General features: G+C 68.5%; 17 protein-coding genes and 1 CRISPR repeat array (1 of these 18 only partly in view). Of the genes, 6 read left to right on the top strand and 11 right to left on the bottom strand.

Features of this window, described 5'->3' with window-relative positions:
* Positions 1-25 precede the first annotated feature (25 nt).
* The 5 genes from H3H34_RS11140 to H3H34_RS11120 all read right to left on the bottom strand — a co-directional run bounded on the left by H3H34_RS11140 (position 26) and on the right by H3H34_RS11120 (position 4,939).
* Entirely contained in the window at positions 26-850 is an 825-nt protein-coding gene (locus H3H34_RS11140) for an IS5 family transposase (RefSeq protein ID WP_194745361.1), read from the bottom strand.
* On the bottom strand, positions 778-1,536 hold the full coding sequence (locus H3H34_RS11135) for an NADAR family protein (protein WP_194745363.1): 759 nt from the start codon (positions 1,534-1,536) through the stop codon (positions 778-780). The genes H3H34_RS11140 and H3H34_RS11135 overlap by 73 nt, the downstream gene beginning before the upstream one ends.
* Positions 1,536-2,570, bottom strand: coding sequence for a phosphoribosyltransferase-like protein (locus H3H34_RS11130; protein WP_194745362.1), 1,035 nt, complete (start codon positions 2,568-2,570; stop codon positions 1,536-1,538). The genes H3H34_RS11135 and H3H34_RS11130 overlap by 1 nt, the downstream gene beginning before the upstream one ends.
* A gap of 62 nt (positions 2,571-2,632) precedes the next feature.
* Positions 2,633-3,457, bottom strand: coding sequence for an IS5 family transposase (locus H3H34_RS11125; RefSeq protein WP_194745361.1), 825 nt, complete (start codon positions 3,455-3,457; stop codon positions 2,633-2,635).
* Positions 3,458-3,511: 54 nt separating this feature from the next.
* Positions 3,512-4,939, bottom strand: coding sequence for an aromatic ring-hydroxylating oxygenase subunit alpha (locus tag H3H34_RS11120; RefSeq protein WP_194745360.1), 1,428 nt, complete (start codon positions 4,937-4,939; stop codon positions 3,512-3,514).
* A gap of 98 nt (positions 4,940-5,037) precedes the next feature.
* On the opposite strand from H3H34_RS11120, the gene H3H34_RS11115 reads away from it, so the two are divergent.
* Positions 5,038-5,607: a VOC family protein gene (locus tag H3H34_RS11115; protein ID WP_194745359.1), complete on the top strand. Its 570-nt coding sequence runs from the start codon at positions 5,038-5,040 to the stop codon at positions 5,605-5,607.
* Here the strand turns inward: H3H34_RS11115 and H3H34_RS11110 are convergent.
* The 3 genes from H3H34_RS11110 to H3H34_RS11100 all read right to left on the bottom strand — a co-directional run bounded on the left by H3H34_RS11110 (position 5,604) and on the right by H3H34_RS11100 (position 9,724).
* Positions 5,604-7,742 (bottom strand): molybdopterin-containing oxidoreductase family protein, encoded by a 2,139-nt coding sequence (locus tag H3H34_RS11110; protein ID WP_194745358.1) that lies wholly within the window; start codon positions 7,740-7,742, stop codon positions 5,604-5,606. The genes H3H34_RS11115 and H3H34_RS11110 overlap by 4 nt on opposite strands.
* 108 nt (positions 7,743-7,850) lie before the next feature.
* Complete coding sequence (locus H3H34_RS11105) at positions 7,851-9,134, bottom strand: cytochrome P450 (RefSeq protein WP_194745357.1); 1,284 nt, start codon at positions 9,132-9,134, stop codon at positions 7,851-7,853.
* 2 nt (positions 9,135-9,136) lie between these two features.
* Entirely contained in the window at positions 9,137-9,724 is a 588-nt protein-coding gene (locus tag H3H34_RS11100; RefSeq protein WP_194745356.1) for a carboxymuconolactone decarboxylase family protein, read from the bottom strand.
* Positions 9,725-9,828: 104 nt separating this feature from the next.
* On the opposite strand from H3H34_RS11100, the gene H3H34_RS11095 reads away from it, so the two are divergent.
* From H3H34_RS11095 to H3H34_RS11085, 3 genes are read left to right on the top strand one after another with little or no spacing between them, the layout of a single operon-like run.
* Positions 9,829-11,148: a cytochrome P450 gene (locus tag H3H34_RS11095; protein ID WP_328831912.1), complete on the top strand. Its 1,320-nt coding sequence runs from the start codon at positions 9,829-9,831 to the stop codon at positions 11,146-11,148.
* On the top strand, positions 11,145-11,546 hold the full coding sequence (locus H3H34_RS11090; RefSeq protein WP_194745355.1) for a putative quinol monooxygenase: 402 nt from the start codon (positions 11,145-11,147) through the stop codon (positions 11,544-11,546). Before H3H34_RS11095 ends, H3H34_RS11090 begins: the two co-directional genes overlap by 4 nt.
* Positions 11,543-12,061 carry a nuclear transport factor 2 family protein gene (locus H3H34_RS11085; protein ID WP_194745354.1) on the top strand — a complete coding sequence of 173 codons (519 nt, stop codon included), beginning with the start codon at positions 11,543-11,545 and terminating at the stop codon, positions 12,059-12,061. The genes H3H34_RS11090 and H3H34_RS11085 overlap by 4 nt, the downstream gene beginning before the upstream one ends.
* Before the next feature lie 40 nt (positions 12,062-12,101).
* On the opposite strand, the gene H3H34_RS11080 is transcribed toward H3H34_RS11085, so the two are convergent.
* The gene (locus tag H3H34_RS11080; protein ID WP_194745353.1) at positions 12,102-12,458 is read right to left on the bottom strand and encodes a nuclear transport factor 2 family protein; all 357 of its coding nucleotides are present in this window, start codon (positions 12,456-12,458) and stop codon (positions 12,102-12,104) included.
* 109 nt (positions 12,459-12,567) lie between these two features.
* On the opposite strand from H3H34_RS11080, the gene H3H34_RS11075 reads away from it, so the two are divergent.
* Positions 12,568-13,515 carry an SDR family oxidoreductase gene (locus tag H3H34_RS11075; protein ID WP_194745352.1) on the top strand — a complete coding sequence of 316 codons (948 nt, stop codon included), beginning with the start codon at positions 12,568-12,570 and terminating at the stop codon, positions 13,513-13,515.
* 214 nt (positions 13,516-13,729) lie between these two features.
* Here H3H34_RS11075 and H3H34_RS11070 read toward each other — a convergent pair whose 3' ends face one another.
* Both H3H34_RS11070 and H3H34_RS11065 read right to left on the bottom strand, forming a co-directional pair.
* Positions 13,730-14,980: an aromatic ring-hydroxylating oxygenase subunit alpha gene (locus H3H34_RS11070; RefSeq protein ID WP_194745351.1), complete on the bottom strand. Its 1,251-nt coding sequence runs from the start codon at positions 14,978-14,980 to the stop codon at positions 13,730-13,732.
* A gap of 100 nt (positions 14,981-15,080) precedes the next feature.
* Positions 15,081-17,723 (bottom strand): TonB-dependent receptor, encoded by a 2,643-nt coding sequence (locus tag H3H34_RS11065; protein ID WP_194745350.1) that lies wholly within the window; start codon positions 17,721-17,723, stop codon positions 15,081-15,083.
* A gap of 181 nt (positions 17,724-17,904) precedes the next feature.
* On the opposite strand from H3H34_RS11065, the gene H3H34_RS11060 reads away from it, so the two are divergent.
* Positions 17,905-19,197, top strand: coding sequence for a spinster family MFS transporter (locus H3H34_RS11060; RefSeq protein ID WP_194745349.1), 1,293 nt, complete (start codon positions 17,905-17,907; stop codon positions 19,195-19,197).
* A 156-nt stretch (positions 19,198-19,353) separates the two neighbouring features.
* Positions 19,354-20,440: a CRISPR direct-repeat array (repeat unit 36 nt; unit sequence GTCTCAATCCCCTGAAGATCGGGGTGTCGTTCCGAC) (it continues 276 nt past the right edge of the window).

Genomic DNA, 20,440 nt, shown 5'->3' with positions numbered 1-20,440 from the left:
GGCCTCAGACTCCGTTTGAGATTGTTCACGGGTGAGCGATGCGGCGCGAGAGGAGGCTTGCCATGGCCACGTGGATCATGGCTTCGGACACTTTGAGGCGCTGTTCGTCGTCGCGCACCAGCCTGCGCCAGCGCGTCAGCCAGCCGAACGTCCGCTCGACGACCCAGCGGCGCGGCAGCACCTTGAAGCCGGGTTCGGCATTGGTCCTGCGGACGATCTCCAGCACGAAGTCGCGGTAGGCAGCGGCATCCATGAGCCTGGTGCGGTCGCAGGCTCCGTCGGCGAACAGGTGCTTGAGCCAGGGCCAGCGCTGGCGAACGGCAGCGACCATGGCCTGGGCGCCTGCGCTGTCGGAGATGTCGGCAGCGGTCAGGTTGACCATCAGCAGCCGTCCGTCGGTATCGACCGCGATGTGGCGCTTGCGCCCGACGATCTTCTTGCCGGCGTCGAACCCGCGCGGTTGTGCCATCGGTGCCTTGACCGACTGGCTGTCGACGATGCCCGCGCTCGGGCTTTCCTCGCGGCCGTCGCGCGCGCGGTCGAGCATCAGTGCAACGTCGTGGATCGTGCGGAACAACAGGCGACGCACGAAGCGGCGGAACCACCAGTGGACCGTCTGCCATGGCGGGAAATCCTTCGGCAGCATCCGCCATCCGCCGCCGGTGCGCGCGAGATCGCGCAGCGCGTTCAGCACCTCGCGCAGGTCGGTCACAGGCTTGCGCCCCCGCCTCGGAGGCGACGTCAGGAACGGCTGCACAATCACCCACTCCTCGTCGGTCAGATCAGTCGGGTAGCGCCTGGCGCGCTTCTCGAGATTGGCGCTCCGGCCACGGCTCGCTCGGGTCCACATTCCAAGCTTGAATCACGCCGCAGCACAGGCTTCAACCCATTCTCAAACGGACTCTGACAGTCCCCCGCGTGCGGCTCGATCCCGACCGGCTTCGCCCCACCGTCGGCGGCGCAAATCGCCTCGATGGGCTGGCGGAACAATAGGAACTCGGGGATCGCCAGCGGCTCGATGACCCGAAGGCTCTCGGCCTCGTCGCCCTTCATCTGCTCGCGAAGCTCCATCAGCAGGCGGCCCAGCACGTTCATGCCGACGAGTGAGCCGTCCTCGGCCACCTTCGCGCCCCAAAAATCATCCTTGCGGGATTGCTCGACGATGGGGCGGTCTCCCGTCGCCAGCAACAGCCTGCCGAACTCGCGCCAGTTCTGTGCCAGCTTCACGCGCAGGCACCAGCGCATGATCTTCACGCGCACCGCGTCCCAGTCCGGCCGCGAGTCCTTGCGGAACGGCTTGCTGCGCATCTTGGCCGTCATCGGGCTGTGCTGGTCGATGATCATGCGCTGCACATCCGGCAGATGCGGGAAGCGGCAAGCCTGATAGAGGGCTTCCGACGTGCGGATCTTGACGCCGTTCACAAGCAGCTCAAACCCAGACGCCATGTTCGACAAACCGCCAAAGTCGTCTTCTGTCTTCCGGAAGACGACGCTGGCGGCGGGATCATATGTGCGAACCTGGCTGGCCTGGGACATCAGAAGACGTCCTTCTCCAGCATCGCCATGAAGCGCTTCATCGACGTTTCGCTGTTGGTCGTGCGCGGGAACAGGGGATACCAGGGATCACCGGCCCAAAGCGCGAGGGGCGCGTTGTTTGGGCAGTTCCTGAAGGTCACGATCAGCGAGCCGAAGCCAAGGGTGTCGAGGATCATGTTGCCGAGTGGTCGCTGGTACTGGTGCAGGTGCGGGCACTTTTGCCGGATGCGCACGCCTGCCTTCAGGAATTCCACTTCCAGAAGCTGGCGCCCGGCATCGCTGGAGAAGATACCGTTCCTGCCGACATGACCTGCGGCGCGCAGATTTGGCGGGAAGCGCATGCCAGCCACATAGGCTTTCACTCCCTCGTCCTCGGGGATCGCAACCGGCCTCAAAACATCTGACGCGTTTATGTGGGCCTTCCGATCTTCCAGCTCGATCGCGCGCCACCAAGTCAGGTCGATATTCTTGCCCGCAGCCTTCGCCGCTTCCTTGATTTTGCCGTTAGCGTAGTATTGGCCGCCGCTATGAAGCGCAATCGTGATGACGTGCACCTTCGCTTCCGCCGGCGCCTGCTCAGCGATCCATGCTTCAAGATCGCGGCGAACCCGGTTACCCGTGAAGATCGCATCATCCAGATAGAGAAACGCTTCGGGCTCGGCACCACAGTCTGCGGCGACGAATCCACACTTTTTCTCCAGTACCTTGCTGAACAGTGCGAGCATCTCTTTCTGGCTGGCGCCGCCGCCCTGAATGTCGAGCAAATTCACGCCCTTCCAGAAGGTACATGGATCCTCGCCGACGAGCTTTTCGGTCTGGAACAACCCTTCCAGGAACTGTCGCGTGCCCTTTCGCGAGAAGTAGGTCTTCTTGAGCACGTGGTCCATTTCGCGCAGAATCGGAAGCTGCACTGCGGCATCAAACTGGTTGATCCAGCGCTCGACATGCTCCGGTGTCGGCGCCGCCAGATCGCCCTCGCGGTAGTCGGCGGTCGTCGCGGCTATCGACGCGAGAAGGTCGTCCCGTTCAGCCATGTCTCGCTCCTCCGCTTGCGTTGCGAGTCCCCGAGGGCATTTCAGACTCCGTTTGAGATTGTTCACGGGTGAGCGATGCGGCGCGAGAGGAGGCTTGCCATGGCCACGTGGATCATGGCTTCGGACACTTTGAGGCGCTGTTCGTCGTCGCGCACCAGCCTGCGCCAGCGCGTCAGCCAGCCGAACGTCCGCTCGACGACCCAGCGGCGCGGCAGCACCTTGAAGCCGGGTTCGGCATTGGTCCTGCGGACGATCTCCAGCACGAAGTCGCGGTAGGCAGCGGCATCCATGAGCCTGGTGCGGTCGCAGGCTCCGTCGGCGAACAGGTGCTTGAGCCAGGGCCAGCGCTGGCGAACGGCAGCGACCATGGCCTGGGCGCCTGCGCTGTCGGAGATGTCGGCAGCGGTCAGGTTGACCATCAGCAGCCGTCCGTCGGTATCGACCGCGATGTGGCGCTTGCGCCCGACGATCTTCTTGCCGGCGTCGAACCCGCGCGGTTGTGCCATCGGTGCCTTGACCGACTGGCTGTCGACGATGCCCGCGCTCGGGCTTTCCTCGCGGCCGTCGCGCGCGCGGTCGAGCATCAGTGCAACGTCGTGGATCGTGCGGAACAACAGGCGACGCACGAAGCGGCGGAACCACCAGTGGACCGTCTGCCATGGCGGGAAATCCTTCGGCAGCATCCGCCATCCGCCGCCGGTGCGCGCGAGATCGCGCAGCGCGTTCAGCACCTCGCGCAGGTCGGTCACAGGCTTGCGCCCCCGCCTCGGAGGCGACGTCAGGAACGGCTGCACAATCACCCACTCCTCGTCGGTCAGATCAGTCGGGTAGCGCCTGGCGCGCTTCTCGAGATTGGCGCTCCGGCCACGGCTCGCTCGGGTCCACATTCCAAGCTTGAATCACGCCGCAGCACAGGCTTCAACCCATTCTCAAACGGACTCTCAGGCCTTCGCGGCCGGCAGCTCGCCGCGGATGTACTTCATCAGCGTCTCGTGGAAGTGCCGCACCCGGCTCTCCTGGTAGGCGCCAAGCTCCATCCGCCCGCTCTTCAGCGTCTTCATCCCCGTCTGCACATGCGGCAGGTTGCCGAGGTCCTGGTCGAACACGTTGGCAAGCGCCGCCCCCATCTTGTCGGCGGCCCAGGCGAAGGGCTGGTCGTCGGGGATGACGGTGCACTCGACGGCCCGCGGCCGCTTCTGCCCCTTGGGCGTGGGGAAGAGGAGGCGGATCTCCATGGTGCACCAGTCGGGCGTGGTGCCGGGGAGCCAGCGGTAGACGAGGGTGGGCAGGTAGCCGATCCAGGGCGAGAAGTTGGGGAAGATGTTGTAGGTGAAGTTGTCGAGGATCTCGGCGTCGGACGCGTTCGAATAGTCGTAGCCATATTGCTCGGCGAAGCCCTTGCGGCCCGCCTCGGCGAGCAGCTTGCGGGCGAGCAGCGGGTCGTCGGGGTCGAAGGCGCCCGGCTCGTCGGCCGCGTTGAAGCGGCGGTTGGTGGTCGCGTCGTTGCCACCCGAGAACTCGTTCATCTTCTCCAGCACGAAATGCTGGTCCTTGCCCTTGATGTGGGGGGAGAGGACGCCCGAGGGGGTGATCGCACGGTTGAAGTGGTCGCCGATGAGATCGTAGCGGCTGTTGGCATCGCCCAGGAAGGGCAGCAGCTGCGGGTGGGTGGCGATCGAGTGCCACGCCTCCATGAAGGCCTCCGCAGTCGCCTTCCAGTTGGCGGCGATCCGCTTCTTCACCCACATGCCGGTGTAGCGGTTCTCGAAGTCGTAGGGCTCGTAGTGGCTGGCCGCCGGCCCGAGCCATTCGACGAACCCGGGGATGTCCGGGTTCTCGGTGATCATGACAAAGCCCTGCCAGCGCTCGACGCGGACCTGCGGAAGCGACATGTCCTTGCCCTCGAGGTGGCGGAAGTCCCACTGGCAGGGGATTTCCTTGAGGCTGCCGTCATTGTTCCAGGTGAAGCCGTGGAAGGGGCAGCGGAGGTTCGGCGTGGGGCCGGACTTGGTGCGGAGCTTCCGCCCGCGGTGGAGGCAGGCGTTGTAGAAGGCGCGGATGCTCATGTCCTCCTGCCGGACGAGCAGGAACGACTTGTCGTTGATCTCGAAGACCACCGTGTCGCCGGGGTCGGGCATCTCGTCCTCGCGCGCGGCGAACAGCCAGACGTTGGGCCACATCCGCTCGCGCTCGAGCCGGGCGAACGCCTCGCTGATGTAGGGATCGACCGGGATCGGCTCGGTCGACATCTCGCGCGTCGATTCCTCGAGCAGGAAGGCCGGCACCGGCCGGGTGTCGGCCTCCAGCATCTCGGTGTAGCTCATCGCCGGGCAGCGGTCGGGGCGGGCGATCTTCTCTGGCCTGTTCATCGGTCCTCCCTCGCGGCAGAGGCAGCTTGCCGCACGTCATCACCAAAACTACCCGAAGCGCGCCTGTCCTTGTCCTAGCGCAAAGGCGAGACGACCCCATGTCCCACCCCGCCGCCCCCGCTGCTCCCGCCGCACCCGCCGCACCCGGAGGCTTCGCTGCGCTCGGCGCGGTGATGCAGCTGGCCTTCGTGCCCTCGGACTTCGACGCGGCCGTCACCTACTGGACCCGCACCATGGGGGTGGGGCCCTTCCACCTCATCGAGAACATCCATCTCGACGACATGCGCTACCTCGGCGAGCCCACCGACGCCCGCTTCAGCCTGGCGCTCGCCTACTGGGGCGATCTCCAGATCGAGCTCATCCGCCCCGAGAACGAGGCGCCCTCCATCTACACCGGGCCCTATGGCGTGCGCGACCGGCTGCACCATGTCTGCCTCCTCGTCGACGACCTTGACGCGGCCTACCGGCTGTGCGCGGCGACGGGGGCGCGGCTCGCGCTCGAGGGCCGGTTCGGCAGCTCGCGCGTGCTCTATGCCGACCCCGGCGCCGGCCCCGGCCACCTCGTCGAGGTGCTCCAGCGCGCAACCGAAGGCCCGGACCTCTTCGCCCTCATCCGCGAGGCCTGCCGCACCTGGGACGGCCGCGAGCCCCTGCGCCGGCTCGGCTAGGCGGCGAGCGTCACCCGCACCGGGATGGCGCTCTGCAGCGCCTGGCCGGTGATGGGGTCATAGTCGACCTCGTCGCTCGTCAGGCGGTTGGTCGAGGCACCCTTCTCCAGCACATCGTCCTTCCCCGCGTCCGCGTCGCCGAAGGCGTGGGCCATGGAGACGATCCCGCGCCGCACCCGGTCGGAGGCCTTCGCCACCCCGTGGATGGTGGCGTGGGCCGAGCTGATCTCGACAATCTGGCCGTCTGCGATCCCGAGCGCTGCCAGGTCCTCGGGGTGGATGTAGGCCGGGTTGGTCTTGGCGCGCGCGCGCAGCCGCTCGAGCGGGTGGCCGATCGAGTTGAAGCGGGCCTTGGAGCGGCGCGAGATGAGCCGGAAGTCGAAGCCGGCGGCGCGCGCCTCGTCGGCAAGGTAGCGGGTGAGTGCGCCCGGCATGTCGCCGGCGGCAAGATCGAACGTCTCGGCGGCATCCGGGTCGGCCGGCTCGACGATGGGGTGAAGCTCGGAATAGATGACGGCCGCGCCGCCGCGGGCCCGTGCATCCTCCCGGACCCTGCTCGGCGGCACGATGCAGCCGGCCGTCATGAGGTCGAGGAACTCGACCTTGGAAGGGCAGGAGTCCATGGGCACCGGGCCGCCGGCGAGCGTCAGCTGCAGGCCGAGGTGCTTGGCGAGGTGCCACATCATCTCGTACTCGTCGATGACGTCGCCCGGCGCCTTCGCCACCGCCTCGACGTAGCGGGCGTAGGGCTCCTCGTGCCACCATTCGGAGAGGTTGTTGATGTCCTCGCGCTCGAGGCACTGCTTGGGTGCGAGCACCACCGTCGCCCGCTTCGCGCTGGCCGACATCCACGGGTCGATCTGGACGAAGAGCTCGAGCGCCTCGAGCGCGCGGCGCATCTTGAGCTGGTTGGGAAAGCCCACCTCCGGGTTGCCGCCCACCGAGATGAGCGCGCGGATCTGGCCCTCGCCCGGAGTCAGGATCTCGTCGGCAAGGACGTTGCACGGCATCTCGACTCCAAGGTGGCCGAGGCCGCGGAAGCGGGACTTCGGCATGCCGGGCGCGCCGAAGAGCGGGGTCTTGGGGGCCACCTGCGCCTTCCTCGGCGTTGCCGGCGTGAAGATGCGGGGGATGGCCGCCTTCTCGCCTTCCTGCTGGAAGCGGGCGCACAGCGTGTTGAGCGCGGTTACGAGATACTCGGTCAGCGTGCCGTTGCCCGCCATCTCGGGGCCGGTGCCGGTGACGGCGCAGCCGCGCTGGGCGCGGGCGAACATGCGCGCGGCCTCGATGAGCTTCTCGGCCTCCACGCCGGCGCGGGCTGCCGCCACCTCGGGCGTGAAGGGCTCGACGGCGTCGCGAAGCGCCTCGAAGCCGTCGACATGGGCGGCGACGAAGTTGCGGTCGTAGAGGCCCTCGCGGATGATGACGCGCAGCATCCCGGCGAGAAGCGCCGGGTCCTCGCCCGGCTTCACGGGGAGGTAGATGTCGGCGAGCAGGCCCACCTCGGCGAGCCGCGGGTCGGCGACGATGAGCTTCATGCCGGCCGCCTTGCGGTCGCGGATGCGGCGCGAGGGGCTGAAGGGCGGCACGCCGCCTGGCGGCGAATAGTGCGAGACGATGGGGTTGTTGCCGACGAGGAAGGCGACGTCGGCCTCGCTGAACAGGTTGGCGCCGCCCATCCAGCGGCCATAGCGGGCGGTCGTGAACACCTTGGCCGGCTGGTCGAGGGTGACCGAGGTGTAGAAGTTGCGCGTGCCGATGGCGCGGGCGAGCGCCTCGGTCGCGCCCCAGGCGGCGCTGTTCTGGTAGCCGCCCGAGCCCATGAAGAGCGCAACCGCGTGCGGCCCGTGGGCATCGATGATCCGCCTGAGCTCATCCCCCACAAAGGCGAGCGCCTCGGCCATGGGGGTCTTCCGGAACTGGCCGTCGGGCCCGCGCACGAGCGAGCTCGTCAGCCGGTGGGGCGCATTGTGCGAATCGGGAAGCTCCCGGCCCTTCATGCAGGTGTAGCCGCCGTAGACCGGATCGTCCGGGTCGCCGCGCACCTCGACGACCCGGCCGTCCTCGACGTCGACCAGCATCGCGCAGTTGGCGTGGCAGAAGCGGCAGAAGGTGCGGTGGGTCTCGACGGCCATGGCCTCCTCTCCTCATCCCTGGCGCCCGGGCCGGCCACTTCCGACCCCTCGCGCCCTTCCCTCCGGTCTCCCCGTCCTCCCGGCCCTCGCGCTCCGTCCTCCCCGGCCTCAGGCCCGGCGCGGGGTGAAGCGGATCTTCAGCTGCTTCAGCGAACGCAGCAGGAAGTGGGGATGGTAGGCGAAGTCGTTCCCTTCGTCGAATTCCATGTCCTCGAAGCGGTCGATGACCGCCTTGAAGCCCCACCACAGCTCGCGCCGGGCAAGCGGCGCGCCGAGGCAGTGGTGGGTGCCGGAGCCGAAGCCAAGATGCGCGCCCGCCTTCTCGCGCTCGAGGTCGATCGTGTCGGGGTTTGCGAACATGCGCTCGTCGCGGTTGGCGGCCGCGTAGCGGACGTTCACGAGCGCGCCGGCCGGAATGGTGATGCCGCCGATCTCGGTGTCCTTCGCGCAGAAGCGCATGAGGCTCTGCACCGGCGATTCGAGGCGCACGACTTCCTCGACGAAGGTCTTGAGATAGCGGTCGGGGTCTGACCGCAGCTTCGCCCACACGTCCCTGTTCTCGATGAGGAGCTTCATGCCGGCGGCGAGCGCGTTGGTGGTCGTCTCCGAGCCGCCGACGAAGGTGTCGGCCATCATCTCGGCGTGGAGCTCGTTGTCGTTCAGGGGCCGGCCCCACTCCTCGATCACGGTGTTGACGAGCACGCTGATGAGCGAGTCGTCCGGCTCCTTCCGCAGGCGCTCGAAGATCGCCTGGAAATAGTGCTGCCCCTCGATCTCGCGATCGACCATCTCCATCTCGAGCTCCTCAGGGAGCATCATCGAGATGCGCTGGAAGAAGGCGTCGGTCCAGCGCTTGATCTTCCAGATGTCCTCGCGCGGCGCCCCCATCTGCTCGCCGATGATGTAGAGCGGCAGCGGCACGCAGAACTGGCTCACCCACTCGCAGCGGCCGTCGGCGAGGAAGCCGTCGATGAGCTCGTAGGCCAGCCGCTCCACCAGCGGGTCGAGCGCCTTGATCCGGCTCGGCTTGAACGCCTCGTTGAACATGGCGCGCATCTGCCGGTGGTTGGGGTCGTCGCGGCCGGCGAGCGTGGGCGCGGGCACCCAGCCCTTCTCGGCGAAGCGCGCGGCCACCTTCTTCGCCCGCTCGAGGTCGCGCACGTTGGTGCGGTAGGGCGTGTTGCCGGCGCTGCTCGGGAAGCTCTCGACGTCGGTCAGCACCCGGCGGACGTCCTCGTAGCGGGTGACGACCCAGATGTCGGTGCCCGGCAGGCGGTAGGCGGGCGCCTCGTCCCGGAGGCGCCTGTAGGCATGGTAGGGGCACTGCTGGACCTGGGGGTCGAACAGGTCGAGCTCCGGGTCCGCGGCCGGGTCCTTCGTGGCGGTTGCCATGGTCAGCGCACCTCGATCGACGCCTCGCCCCAGGGCGCGATCCGCTGGGTTCCGCGGAAGGCCTCGGGCAGTTCCTCCACCATGTGCCAGGTGGCCCCCAGCCGGCCGAAGCCGACGAAGAAGGCCGCCGTCATGCCAAGCTCGACGATCTCGGCCTCGGTGAAGTGTTCGCGCAAGCCGTCGTAGTCGGCCTCGGTGATCGCCAGATGGTCGGTCGCGAGCTTCTCGCCGTAGCGGATCGCCGCCTTCTCGGCAGGCGTGAGGTCGGGCGCTTCCTCCGGCCGCTCGAGCGCGCAGACGAGCGCCTCGTCGACGCCGTCGGCCACGGCGTCGCGATAGCGGATGGCCATGCAGCTGCGACACTGGTTGTGGAAGGCGATCCGGAGGCGCACCAGCTCGACGAGCCGCTCGGGAAGCCGGCGGCCGCGCTTCAGCGCACCGCCGAAGGCGGCAAGGCCCAGCGCCTGCTCGGGGCAGTGGGCGAAGATGCGCATGAGGCCCTGCTCGAGATCGGTCAGCGCCTCCGGCCGCACCGCGGCGCGCAGGCGCGGATCCCACGCCTCGGGGGGCAGTGTCTCCACCCGGCTCATCGCGACCTCCCTTGTCCCTCCGAAGTGACACCTATGAAGGACGCCAGACGACGGCAACTGGGCGATTGAATAGACGGGGCACGGGACGGAGGAGGGAAGCCGCCGTGGAGGTGGAGCCACGCGAGGTAGAGTGCCCGCGAAGCGCCGCGGACGTCGATCTGTTCGGCCCCGGTGCGCCGCGCCACTGGTATGCGGCCTACCACATCCTTCACGCCGAGGCGCCGGTCGTGCGGCTGCCGGGCGAGGGCCTGACGCCCGACCGCGACGCCTTCATCCTGACCCGCCACGCCGACATCTCGCGCGTGGTGAAGGACTGGAGCCGCTTCCCGCCCACCCTCGATCTTCTCGTCGCCCAGGTGATCCAGTCGGGGAAGCTCCCGACCGAGATGCCGGATCTCGATGCCATGGTGCAGTCGATCGTGACGCTCCGGCCCACCCAGGCGCTGTGGCGGGCGCACCGGCAGGAGCTGACCGACCCCTGGGTCGGCCCCGGCGCGTCGCGCCATGCGGCGATGATCACCGCCCATGCCGATGCGCTCATCGACGCCTGGGGCGCCCGCACCCGGATCGACTTCGTGAAGGCGTTCGCCCGGCCGCTGCCGCAGCGCACCATGGCGAGCCTGCTCGGCTTCCCGCTCGAGGACGTGCCCCAGCTCGAGATCTGGGGCCAGGCGCAGGTCATGTCCTACGTGTTCGGGCGCGGCCACAACAACATCCTCACCGAAGAGCAGAAGGCGGAGAAGTTCCGGCTGCTCGCCGGCTTTTCCGACTATGTGCGCGAGAAGGTGCGGGAGAAGCGCGCGCGGCCTGCCGACGACATGATCAGCTGGCTGACCCAGGTGCACTACCAGGCGCTCGACCGGAAGCTCACCGACGACGAGATCAACGGCGTCGTCTACGCGATGGTCATCGGCGGGCTGGAGACGACGCAGTATGCGATCGCCGAGCAGGCGCGGCTCATCGACGAGCACCCGGGCCTCTTCGAGCGGCTCAAGGCGGACCGCGGCCTCATCCGCCCCTTCATCGAGGAGGCGATGCGGCTGCGCTCGCCGACGCAGGGGCTCTCGACCCGAATCACGTCCCGGGACGAGGTCTTCTCGGGCGTCGAGGTGCCGGCGGGCTCGACGCTCCATCTCCGCTGGGCGGCGGCCAACATCGACCCGCTCGCGTTCGAGGAGCCGGACATGCTCAAGCTCGACCGCAAGGCCGTCACCCGCCACCTCGCGTTTTCGGCCGGCCCGCGCGTGTGCCCGGGTGCCGGGCTGTCGCGGCTCGAGCAGACGATTGCCTGGAACCGCCTGCTCGACCGGCTCGACGGCTTCTCGGCAAGCCCCGACAACCGCTACCCCTACCAGCCCGGCATCATGCTGGGCCTGCTCGAACTCCTCCTCGACATCCGCCCCGCGCAAGGAGCCGCCCAATGACGACCCTTCTCGCCCACATCCGCATCAGGCCCGACAAGCTCGAGACGTGGGAAGCAATCATGGAGGACATGGTGCGACAGACCCACGCCACGGAGCCCGGGGTCGTCCGCTACGAATACTGGAAGGGGGAGGCCGAGAACAGCTACTACTGCCTGCTCTCGTTCCGCGACAAGTGGGCCTTCTACCACCACCAGATGTCGGACCACCATGAGAGCCACCCCTTCGGCGAGGTGCTCGAGTCGATCCGCCTCGAGTATGTGGACCCCGTCTCGACGGCCGCCCCCGGCCTGGTGCGGACCGAGGATCCGCCGCTTCCCGAGGGGGCGCCCGAGGCGATGCGCATCGCCCAGGAACGCTTCCCGCTGACCATCGCCTCCTGGTGGGCGGGCCGCAAGTGACGCCCGAGGCAGAGGTCCGCAGGCTCCTCGACCAGCGCGCGATCGAGGCGCTTCTGGCGCGCTACGCCCGCACGCTCGACTGGCTGGACGAGGAGGGGCAGGCGTCCTGCTACTGGCCGGATGCCGCCATCGACTACGGCTTCTTCGCCGGCACGGCGGCGGAGTTCGTGCCCGTCGTGATGGGGATCGAGCGCGCGGCCGTGCGGCGCTGGCACTTCCTGGGAAGCCTTGCGCTCGCGTTCACGGGCGACGACGCCGCGGAGGGCGAGTGCTACGGCCTCGCCGCCGGCGTGCGCGCGGGCGAGGACGGGGTGCTTGCCGGCACCCTCTACGGCGGCCGCTACCTCGACCGCTTCGCGCGGCGGGCGGGCGAGTGGCGGATTGCTGCCCGCCGCTACGTGCTCGACTGGATGCTGCCGCTCCCGGCGCAGCCGGGGGACAGCCCGGCGGCCGCGTTCCCGCTGCCGATCCTCTCCGTCGCTGCCGGCGGCCACCCGCTCTACCGGCCCATGTGAGGGCGGGGCAGGGTGGTGGCGGTCCGCCCTGGTCCGCGGCTCAGCCCGCCTTCGCCGGCGGGTCGAGATAGTCGCGGTAGTAGACGAGCCGGCCGTCCCGCACCCGGTAGATGCCCACTCCCCCGCGCGTGCCCTCGGGCGCATGCATGGTCCAGCGCGCCCAGGCCACCTCGTCGTCGCCGCGGATCTCGTCGGCAGTGAAGCGGATCTGCCGCGCCCCCATCTCCTCCACCATCTTTGCCATGAAGCCGCGGATCGCCTCGCGGCCCTCGAACAGGCCGTAGATCGGGTCCTCGAGCCGGGCGTCCTCGGCGAAGAGGTCGACGAGGAGCCGGTAGTCCCCGCCGTCCTGGATCCGCCAGAATTCCTCGATCACCCGCTGCGCTGCGCCTGGCATCGCGCCCTCCGTCGTCCCTCGTCCAAAAGGCGAGCTAGCAGATTCGGCCGTCCGCCGGGACCGCGCGCAATGCCTAGGTTGGCGCCGGGAGAGAGGAAGGGAGGATATCATGGCGTTGATCGCGGTCATCGGCGCGGCCGGGCGGCAGGGCATGGCGCAGGTGCGGCAGGCGCTCGCAGCGGGCTACGAGGTGCGGGCGATCTCCAGGCGGCCCGACCCGTTCGCGGGCGCCGACATCCCGGGCGTCGAGCGGGTGAAGGTCGTGCCGATGGATCTCTACGATCCTTCCACCTACCGGGCGGCGCTCGAGGGGGTGGACTACATCTTCTACACCCACCCGCTCCAGGCCCGGGCCGACCGGGCGACGCTCGTCGGCCAGGTGGGCCGGGCGGCCGCCGAGCTCGGGGTCAAGCGGGTGGTGTGGAACACCTCGAGCTGGATTCCCGACAAGCCCGGCGACCCGTTCACCTACGGCGCGAACACGGCCGGCATCAACGCCCTGTGGCGCTCGGGCGCGCCCGGCACGGTGTTCGGCTCGGTCCTCTTCATGGACAACCTGCTCACCAACTGGGCGCGCCCCTTCATCGTCAACGAGGGCCGCTACGTCTACCCGCACAACCCGAACCTCGAGGCCAACTGGATCAGCCTCGACGATGTCGCCCGCTTCATGCTCGTCTCCCTCGAGCGGCCCGATCTCGAGGGGGCGTGGGTCAACATCGGCGGGCCGGAGCGCCTGCGCGGGCCGCAGGTGGCCCAAGCTCTGTCCGAGGCGCTCGGCAGGCCCATCCGCTACGACCCCTGCACGCCCGAGGACTTCGGCCGCTATCTCGTCGAGGCCGCCGGCGACGAGATGCCGGCCGAGATGCGGGCGGATTTCGCCAAGGGCATCGAGGCCTTCTACGAATACAACAATACGGCCCCCACGCGGCCCTTCGCGGTCAACATGGACTATGTCTACGAGCGGTTCCCGGAGCTCGCCGGCAAGCTCGAGACGCTGGGTGCCTGGGCGAAGCGGCAGAACTGGGGCGAGTCGAACTTCCGCCCGCCCTTCGGCTGAGGGGCCGCGCCCCGCCGCCCGCCCTGCCCTCGCCGCGCTTCCCCCGCCCCCGGGCCCGGCGAGAGAAGCCGGACGCGTGCGCTGCTCTCCGGCCCTGCGCGGCTCGCCCCGGCAGGCGCGGCCGCCTCCGTCCGCCGCCCCCTGCCTGCCGCTTCCGTCTGGTCCTCCCGTCTGGCGCTCCCGTCTGGCGCTGGCGCGCTCTCCCGCGCGCGGCTCAGGCCGGGGCGAGCGCCCGCTCCCGTGCCGCCTCCACCTCCTCGCGGGTCTTGCGGAAGATCTCGGCAAGCTCGGCGTCATCGGCGGCGACGATCCGCTCCACCCAGCGGTGGAAGACCTGGCCGCCGCGCTCGTTGCGGCCAAACAGCACGTCCTTGAGCCCGCCGCTCATCAGCGCCTCGTGCTGGCGCTTGCCGGTGGCATAGTCCTCCTCGGCCACGACCACCTTCAGGAAGTCGAACTGGTCGCGCGCGCCCTGGCGCTCTGCCTCGGTCTCGGGCGCGCGCTCCATCACGTAGAACTGGGTGGTGATGCTCTCGCCCACGGTGCGGCCGGGGAAGAGCTGGCTGATCATCGCGCCGCGCGCGCCGCCGCCGTAGAAGCTCGCGATCGAGATGTGGGGGAAGATGGTCCACACGCCCTGCATGAGCGCGTCGATCGGCCAGTCGGCCTCATTCATGGCGGCAAGGTCGATCTTCTCGTCCGAGCCGGTCTTCTGGGCAAAGCGCGACGGAGTCGACAGGCGCTGGTGCGGGCCCCAGGCGAAGTAGTTGGCGCGGTTGAAGAAGTCGCTGCCGAAGGTGTTCGCATGGAGCACCGGCAGGTGATAGAAGTCCAGGTAGCCGTCATAGGCCGTCTTCCAGTTCGGGCCCGGCAGCTGGCGCTGGTCGAACAGGATCCAGTTCTCGAAGCCGAAGTGGGCGAGAAGCGCGTCGTAGCCGCAGAGCGCATCCTCGATGGAGAGCGTCGACTCGGTGTCGAGGATGACGAAGACGAGGCCGGCGCGCTCGAGGCAGGGGAAGCGCTTCAGGCAGTGGGTGGCCTTGTCGACCGGGCCGAAGTCCTGCTGGGAGGCGACCGCAAGCAGGCTGCCGTCGGCCCCGAAGGTCCAGCCGTGGTAGCCGCAGGTGAAGCGGCTGGCCTTGCCGCGGCCATGGGCCACCGGATTGCCGCGGTGGGTGCACATGTTGAGGAAGGCGGCCATGGTGCCGTCGCGCTGGCGGACGAGAAGGACGGGCACGCCCACCACCTCCATCGCCTTGTAGGAGCCCGGCTCCGGAAGCTCGCAGGAAGGCGCGAGCATGAGCGGAAGCCGGCGGAAGATTCGCTGCTTCTCGCGCTCGAACAGCGCCTCGTCGGTGTAGGTGGAAGCCGGAATGCGCACCACCTTGTCGGCCAGGTCCATGGTGCCCGCAAGCCCGTGGTCCACGAGCGACCGCAGCATCGCGTTCAGTTCCGCGCGCGACATGTTCCTCTCCCCGTGTCGTTTCGCTGGGGCGGCACGCTGCCGCGCCCTGGCCGTCTCGCGCAACTGTCCTTTCGGCCCGGTCCGGCGCCTGCCGCCGTCCTCAGAAGCGGAACCGCCCCTCCACGAAGAGCTGGCGCCCGCGGTTCTGGGTGAGGATCACGTCGTCGCCGCGCGGCAGCCGCCCCCCGGCCGGGGCCAGGAACGGCCGGTTGCCTGACGTGATGACGTAGATCTTGTCGGTGAGGTTCACGCCGATGAGCGAGAGCTGCCAGCGGCCGTCGCGCGAGCCGATGCCGATGGTCGAGTCGAGGGTGATGAAGCGGCGCTGGAAATAGTCCTCGTCGAGTGTGGCCTCATCCGTCAGGTATCCGCTGTTGAACGCGAGGTTGCCGCCAAAGACGAGCTGGAGGCCCGAGGAAATGGGCGCCACCCAGTCGGCGGCGACATTGCCCGCCACCTTCGGCGCCTGCGAGGCGCGCCGGCCGTTGAGGTCGACGTCGTCGGGCGTGCCGAGGATGCCGTCATCGCCGGGCTGGATGAAGGCGTCGGTGTACTTGGCGTCGAGGAAGGAGAGGTTGCCCGAGAGGACGAGGCCTTCGATCGGCGTGTTCCAGCCGGCGAAGAGGTCGACGCCGCGCGTCGTCACCTGGCCGGCGTTGGTGGTGACGAACTGCACCTGGAAGGCGTTGAAGTTCTGGACCTGGAGGTCGTCGAAGACGTACCAGTAGCCGGTCGCGTTGAGAGTGAGGCGCCGGTCGGCGAGCTGCGACTTGATGCCGACCTCGCCGCCGATCGCCGTCTCGGAATCGAAGATGAGCGAGCGCTTGGTCGCCTCGACGACCGCCGGGTCGGAGCTGGCGAGCCCGCGCAGCGCGTTCGATGGCAGCGCCGAGTTGTCGATCCCGCCCGACTTGAAGCCGGTCTTGAACGCGGCGAACAGGGTGAGGTCGCTCGACGGCTGGTAGCGCAGCGTGACTTCGGGCGACCAGTTGGAATCCGAGAAGCGGATCGGGCCCGAGAAGTAGCCGCTCTGCAGGAAGGTCGGGCTGGGCACGAAGAGGCCCGAGCCGCCCGGGTCGGCGACATAGGCGAGCAGGTTGTGGACGTAGGGCACGCTGATCGTCTGCACCTTGCGCTCATCGGTCCAGCGCACGCCGCCCGAGAGCTGGAGCGTGTCGGTGATGTCGAAGGTGAGGCTGCCGAAGAGCGAGATGGCCTCGGTCTTGGTCAGGTGGATCTTGTTCCAGTCGAAGGTGTAGCCGGTGCCCGGCGCGACGCCGCCGCCGAGGAGGTTCCGCGTCGGGTCTGGCGAGATGATCGAGATGTTCACCCCGTTCTGCGCCGTGTCGAAGGTGAACTTGCGCCACTCGTAGAAGGCGCCGAGCATGAAGTTGAACCGGCCGGAGAATTCGCTTGCAAGGCGGATCTCCTGGGTGAGCTGGGTCAGCTTGTTGTTGGGGTCGCTGGTGCCCATGCCCTGCGGCGAGCCGGGGGCGTTGTTGGCGGCAAGCGCGGGCGCGACGAGGCTGACGGGAAGGGTCGAGCCGGGCGGGAAGGGCGGGGAGGGAGCCGGGATGGTCGTGGAGGCCGGGCCGATCCCGCCATAGCTGTAGGAGTCGAAGTCGACCGCGTCGAGGTCGAGGAAGCCCGTCACCGAGGAGAGGGTGAAGCGGTCGTTGAGCTTCGCGTCCCACTTCAGGCGCGCGAAGAAGAGATCGGTCTCGCCGAAGGGGACGCCGTTGCGCCCCGCCGCGCGCGACGGCAGCGGCACGCCGGGTGCGAGCGCGCGCGAGGCATCCACCAGGAAGTAGCGCTGGTCGAAGACGTTGCAGTTGTAGCCGGCGGGGATGGCGATGTTCCCCTGGAGGAGCACGATGGGGTCGGCCACGCCGTTCTTGCCGCAGAACACTTCGGCCGTGCCGATCGCTCCGTCATTCTCGAAGCGGGTGTACTGGAGCTTCAGGTTGGCGTTGAGGCCCGGGTCCGGATCCCACTGGAGGGTGACCCGGCCCATGAGATACTTCAGGCCCCGGGTCTGGTTCGCGGCCGGGGTTCCGGGCTGGAGCTTCTGGAACTCGGAGATGTCGTTGATCTGGCCCGCGAAGCGGATCCCGAGCGTGTCGGTGAGCGGGCCCGAGACGAAGCCGCCGACGAGCCAGCCCTTCTCCTCGAACTCCCAGGAGGCGTTGACGCCCGCTTCCCACTTCGGCGTGGGGTCGGCGGACTTGATCGCGAAGACACCGGCAGACGCGCTCTTGCCGAAGTAGAGGGACTGCGGCCCGCGCAGCACCTCGATCTGGGCCACGTCGAAGAAGCCGGTCTGCAGCATCCGCATGGTCGACACCTGGACGCCGTCGTAGTCGAGCGCGACCGCGGAATCGAAGGCTGCCGAGATGTTGGAGGACCCGACGCCGCGCAGGCTGAGCTGGCCGCCCGAGCCCGAGCCGCCCACCTGCACGTTGAGCGTGGGGACCCGGCTCACCACCTGGGCGATCTGATTGAAGCTGTAGCGCTCGATCTCCTCGCCGCCAACGACGGAGACGGTGACCGGCACGTCCTGCAGCGTCTCGTTCTGCATCCGGGCGCGCACGATGATCTCGCCGAACGTCGATTCCGCCGAGGTGGCGGTCTCGGCTGTCGCCTGCGCGAAGGCGACCCCGGGCGTCGCGACAAGCGCCAGCAGCGAGGCGCTCCCGAGCCAGCCGGCGCCGCCGGCAACGCAGCGCAAGTGCAAGAACCGCATGGCCCGCACTCCTCCCCTGACATTCGGGCGCGCCCAGATTGCGCGCCGCACTCTCTCCCGTCTGCCAAGCTAGCCGAGACTGCGGGGCGGGAAATCTCGCCAAACCGCTAGGCGCGCAGCCCGAACGCCCGGGCCGATGATGCGTGGCAGGCTGCAGGCGGCAGCCTGACGGGGAGGTCCGATGCCGAGTTCCACGCCGCCCGCCGCGGCCGAAGGCGTCTACCGCTGGTACGTGCTCCTGCTGCTGACGCTCGTCAGCCTGTTCAGCGTTGCCGATCGGCTCGTGTTCTCGATCCTGCTCGAGGACATCCGGGCGACCTTTGCCTTCTCGGACACCGAGCTCGGGCTCCTCGGCGGCTTCGCGTTCACCGTCACCTACGTTCTTGCCGGCTTCCCGGCCGCGCGGCTGGCCGACCGGTCGACGCGGCGGACGATCGTGGCGGGGGCGATCGCCTTCTGGAGCGCGATGACGGCGCTCTGCGGGGCTGCCGTCGGCTTCTGGAGCCTGTTCCTGGCCCGCACGGGTGTCGGGGTGGGCGAGGGGTGCAGCGGCCCGGCCTCGCAGTCGCTGATTGCCGACTATTTCCGCCGCGAGGAGCTGGCCCGGGCGATGGGCGTGCTGACGGTTGGGGCGACGATGGGCACGGTGACCGGCCTCGTGGCCGGCGGGCTGCTTGCGGATGCCTTCGGCTGGCGCTGGGCCTTCGTGCTGATGGGGGCGCCGGGCCTTGTCATCGGGCTCCTCGTGCTGTGCACTGTGCGCGAGCCGCCGCGCGGCCGCTACGCGCTGCCGGGTGCGGAGCTGCGCCAGCGGCCTGTGCGGGAGACACTTGCGAGCCTGCTTGGCAACCGCGTGTTCGTCGGCCTGGCGCTCGGCTTCGCCGTCCAGATCATGATCGGCTACGCCATGGCCTTCTGGATGCCGGCGGTGATGATCCGGCAGTTCGGGGTTCCGGTGCGGGATGTTGCGCTCACGCTCGGTCTTGCCTTCCTGGCGGGCGGCATTCCGGGACCGCTCCTCGGGGGCGTCCTCACCGATCTCCTCGTCCGGCGCGACGAGCGCTGGCGGGCCTGGTTTCCGGGGCTGGCCGGCCTCCTTGCCATCGTGCCGCTTGCGCTTGCGCTTCGGGCCGAGGCCACGCAGCCGTTCCTCCTGCTGTTCGCGCTGGCCTATGCGATGTTCGTGGCGACGCAGGCGCCGATCCTCTCCGGCATCCAGGCGGCGGTGGGGCCGGGCGAGCGGGGCATGGCGGTGGCGGTGGCGCTGTTCGTGAACAACCTGCTTGGGCAGGCGGTGGGCCTCGGGCTCATCGGCTGGCTGAGCGACCGGCTTTCCCCTGCGCGCGGCGCGGAGGCGCTGGGGCTTGCGCTCGTGGGCGTGTCGGCTGTTGCGGCGGTGGTGGCGCTTGGTGTCTTTGGCTGGACGGCGGCGCGGATGCGCGCGGGCGGCGGCCTACCAGGGAAGGCCGGCTAGGCTGCCGGGCTTTGGGTGCGATGCCCCGGGGTTGCGAGCCTGGCTCTCGAGCGCCGCGGCGGCGGGTGTGGGGGCGTGTGGATGGCACCGGGAAGCGCGATTTCGCGAGGCCTTGGCACCTTGGTGCTGTGCGCGGGCAGCAGCGCCGAGGCGCCTGTCTCAATCCCCTGAAGATCGGGGTGTCGTTCCGACGCGATCGTCGAGGCGAGCCGCCGAGCTTTCTCGTCTCAATCCCCTGAAGATCGGGGTGTCGTTCCGACCCGCGAGGCGGCACATCGCCGTCTCGCGGCTGTCTCAATCCCCTGAAGATCGGGGTGTCGTTCCGACGGAAGGAACTGAGATGACCAAGAACACGAACAAGTCTCAATCCCCTGAAGATCGGGGTGTCGTTCCGACCTGAAGACGACTCGACGCTGCGCGGCTACCCCGAGTCTCAATCCCCTGAAGATCGGGGTGTCGTTCCGACCCCCGTGGGACGGAGGGCAGGCCGGGTTCCCATGTCTCAATCCCCTGAAGATCGGGGTGTCGTTCCGACACTGACCCGTTCGACTTCGAGCACCTCGTCCGCGTGTCTCAATCCCCTGAAGATCGGGGTGTCGTTCCGACCGACATCGTTGGCCGCATTTCGCACAGCGCAGGCGTCTCAATCCCCTGAAGATCGGGGTGTGGTTCCGACAGTGCAGGTTTGGATACCATGCACCAATTTATGGGTCTCAATCCCCTGAAGATCGGGGTGTCGTTCCGACACCTGCCCCGTGTCGAAATGTAGTGCAGTTTGACGTCTCAATCCCCTGAAGATCGGGGTGTCGTTCCGACCCCGAAGGGGGCGAGACTGGGGCGGCGCGGAAGGTCTCAATCCCCTGAAGATCGGGGTGTCGTTCCGACTGCCAGCGGGGCGACATCTCTGGTCGACATCGTTGGGTCTCAATCCCCTGAAGATCGGGGTGTCGTTCCGACTGCCAGCGGGGCGACATCTCTGGTCGACATCGTTGGGTCTCAATCCCCTGAAGATCGGGGTGTCGTTCCGACGGCGAGACGCCATCGAGGACGATGGCGCAAAACGCGTCTCAATCCCCTGAAGATCGGGGTGTCGTTCCGACACCCTTCGAAACGCTCGCTCGGACCCAGTTCGGGAGTCTCAATCCCCTGAAGATCGGGGTGTCGTTCCGACGTTCACCTAGGCCAAACGTGAACCGTCCCACACGTCTCAATCCCCTGAAGATCGGGGTGTCGTTCCGACCCC

The organism is Thermaurantiacus tibetensis (genome assembly GCF_015354055.1).
Taxonomy (GTDB): Bacteria; Pseudomonadota; Alphaproteobacteria; order Sphingomonadales; family Sphingomonadaceae; genus Thermaurantiacus; species Thermaurantiacus tibetensis.
The sequence above is the reverse complement of the archived record's forward strand: the minus strand, read 5'-3'. Positions and strand labels throughout refer to the sequence as shown.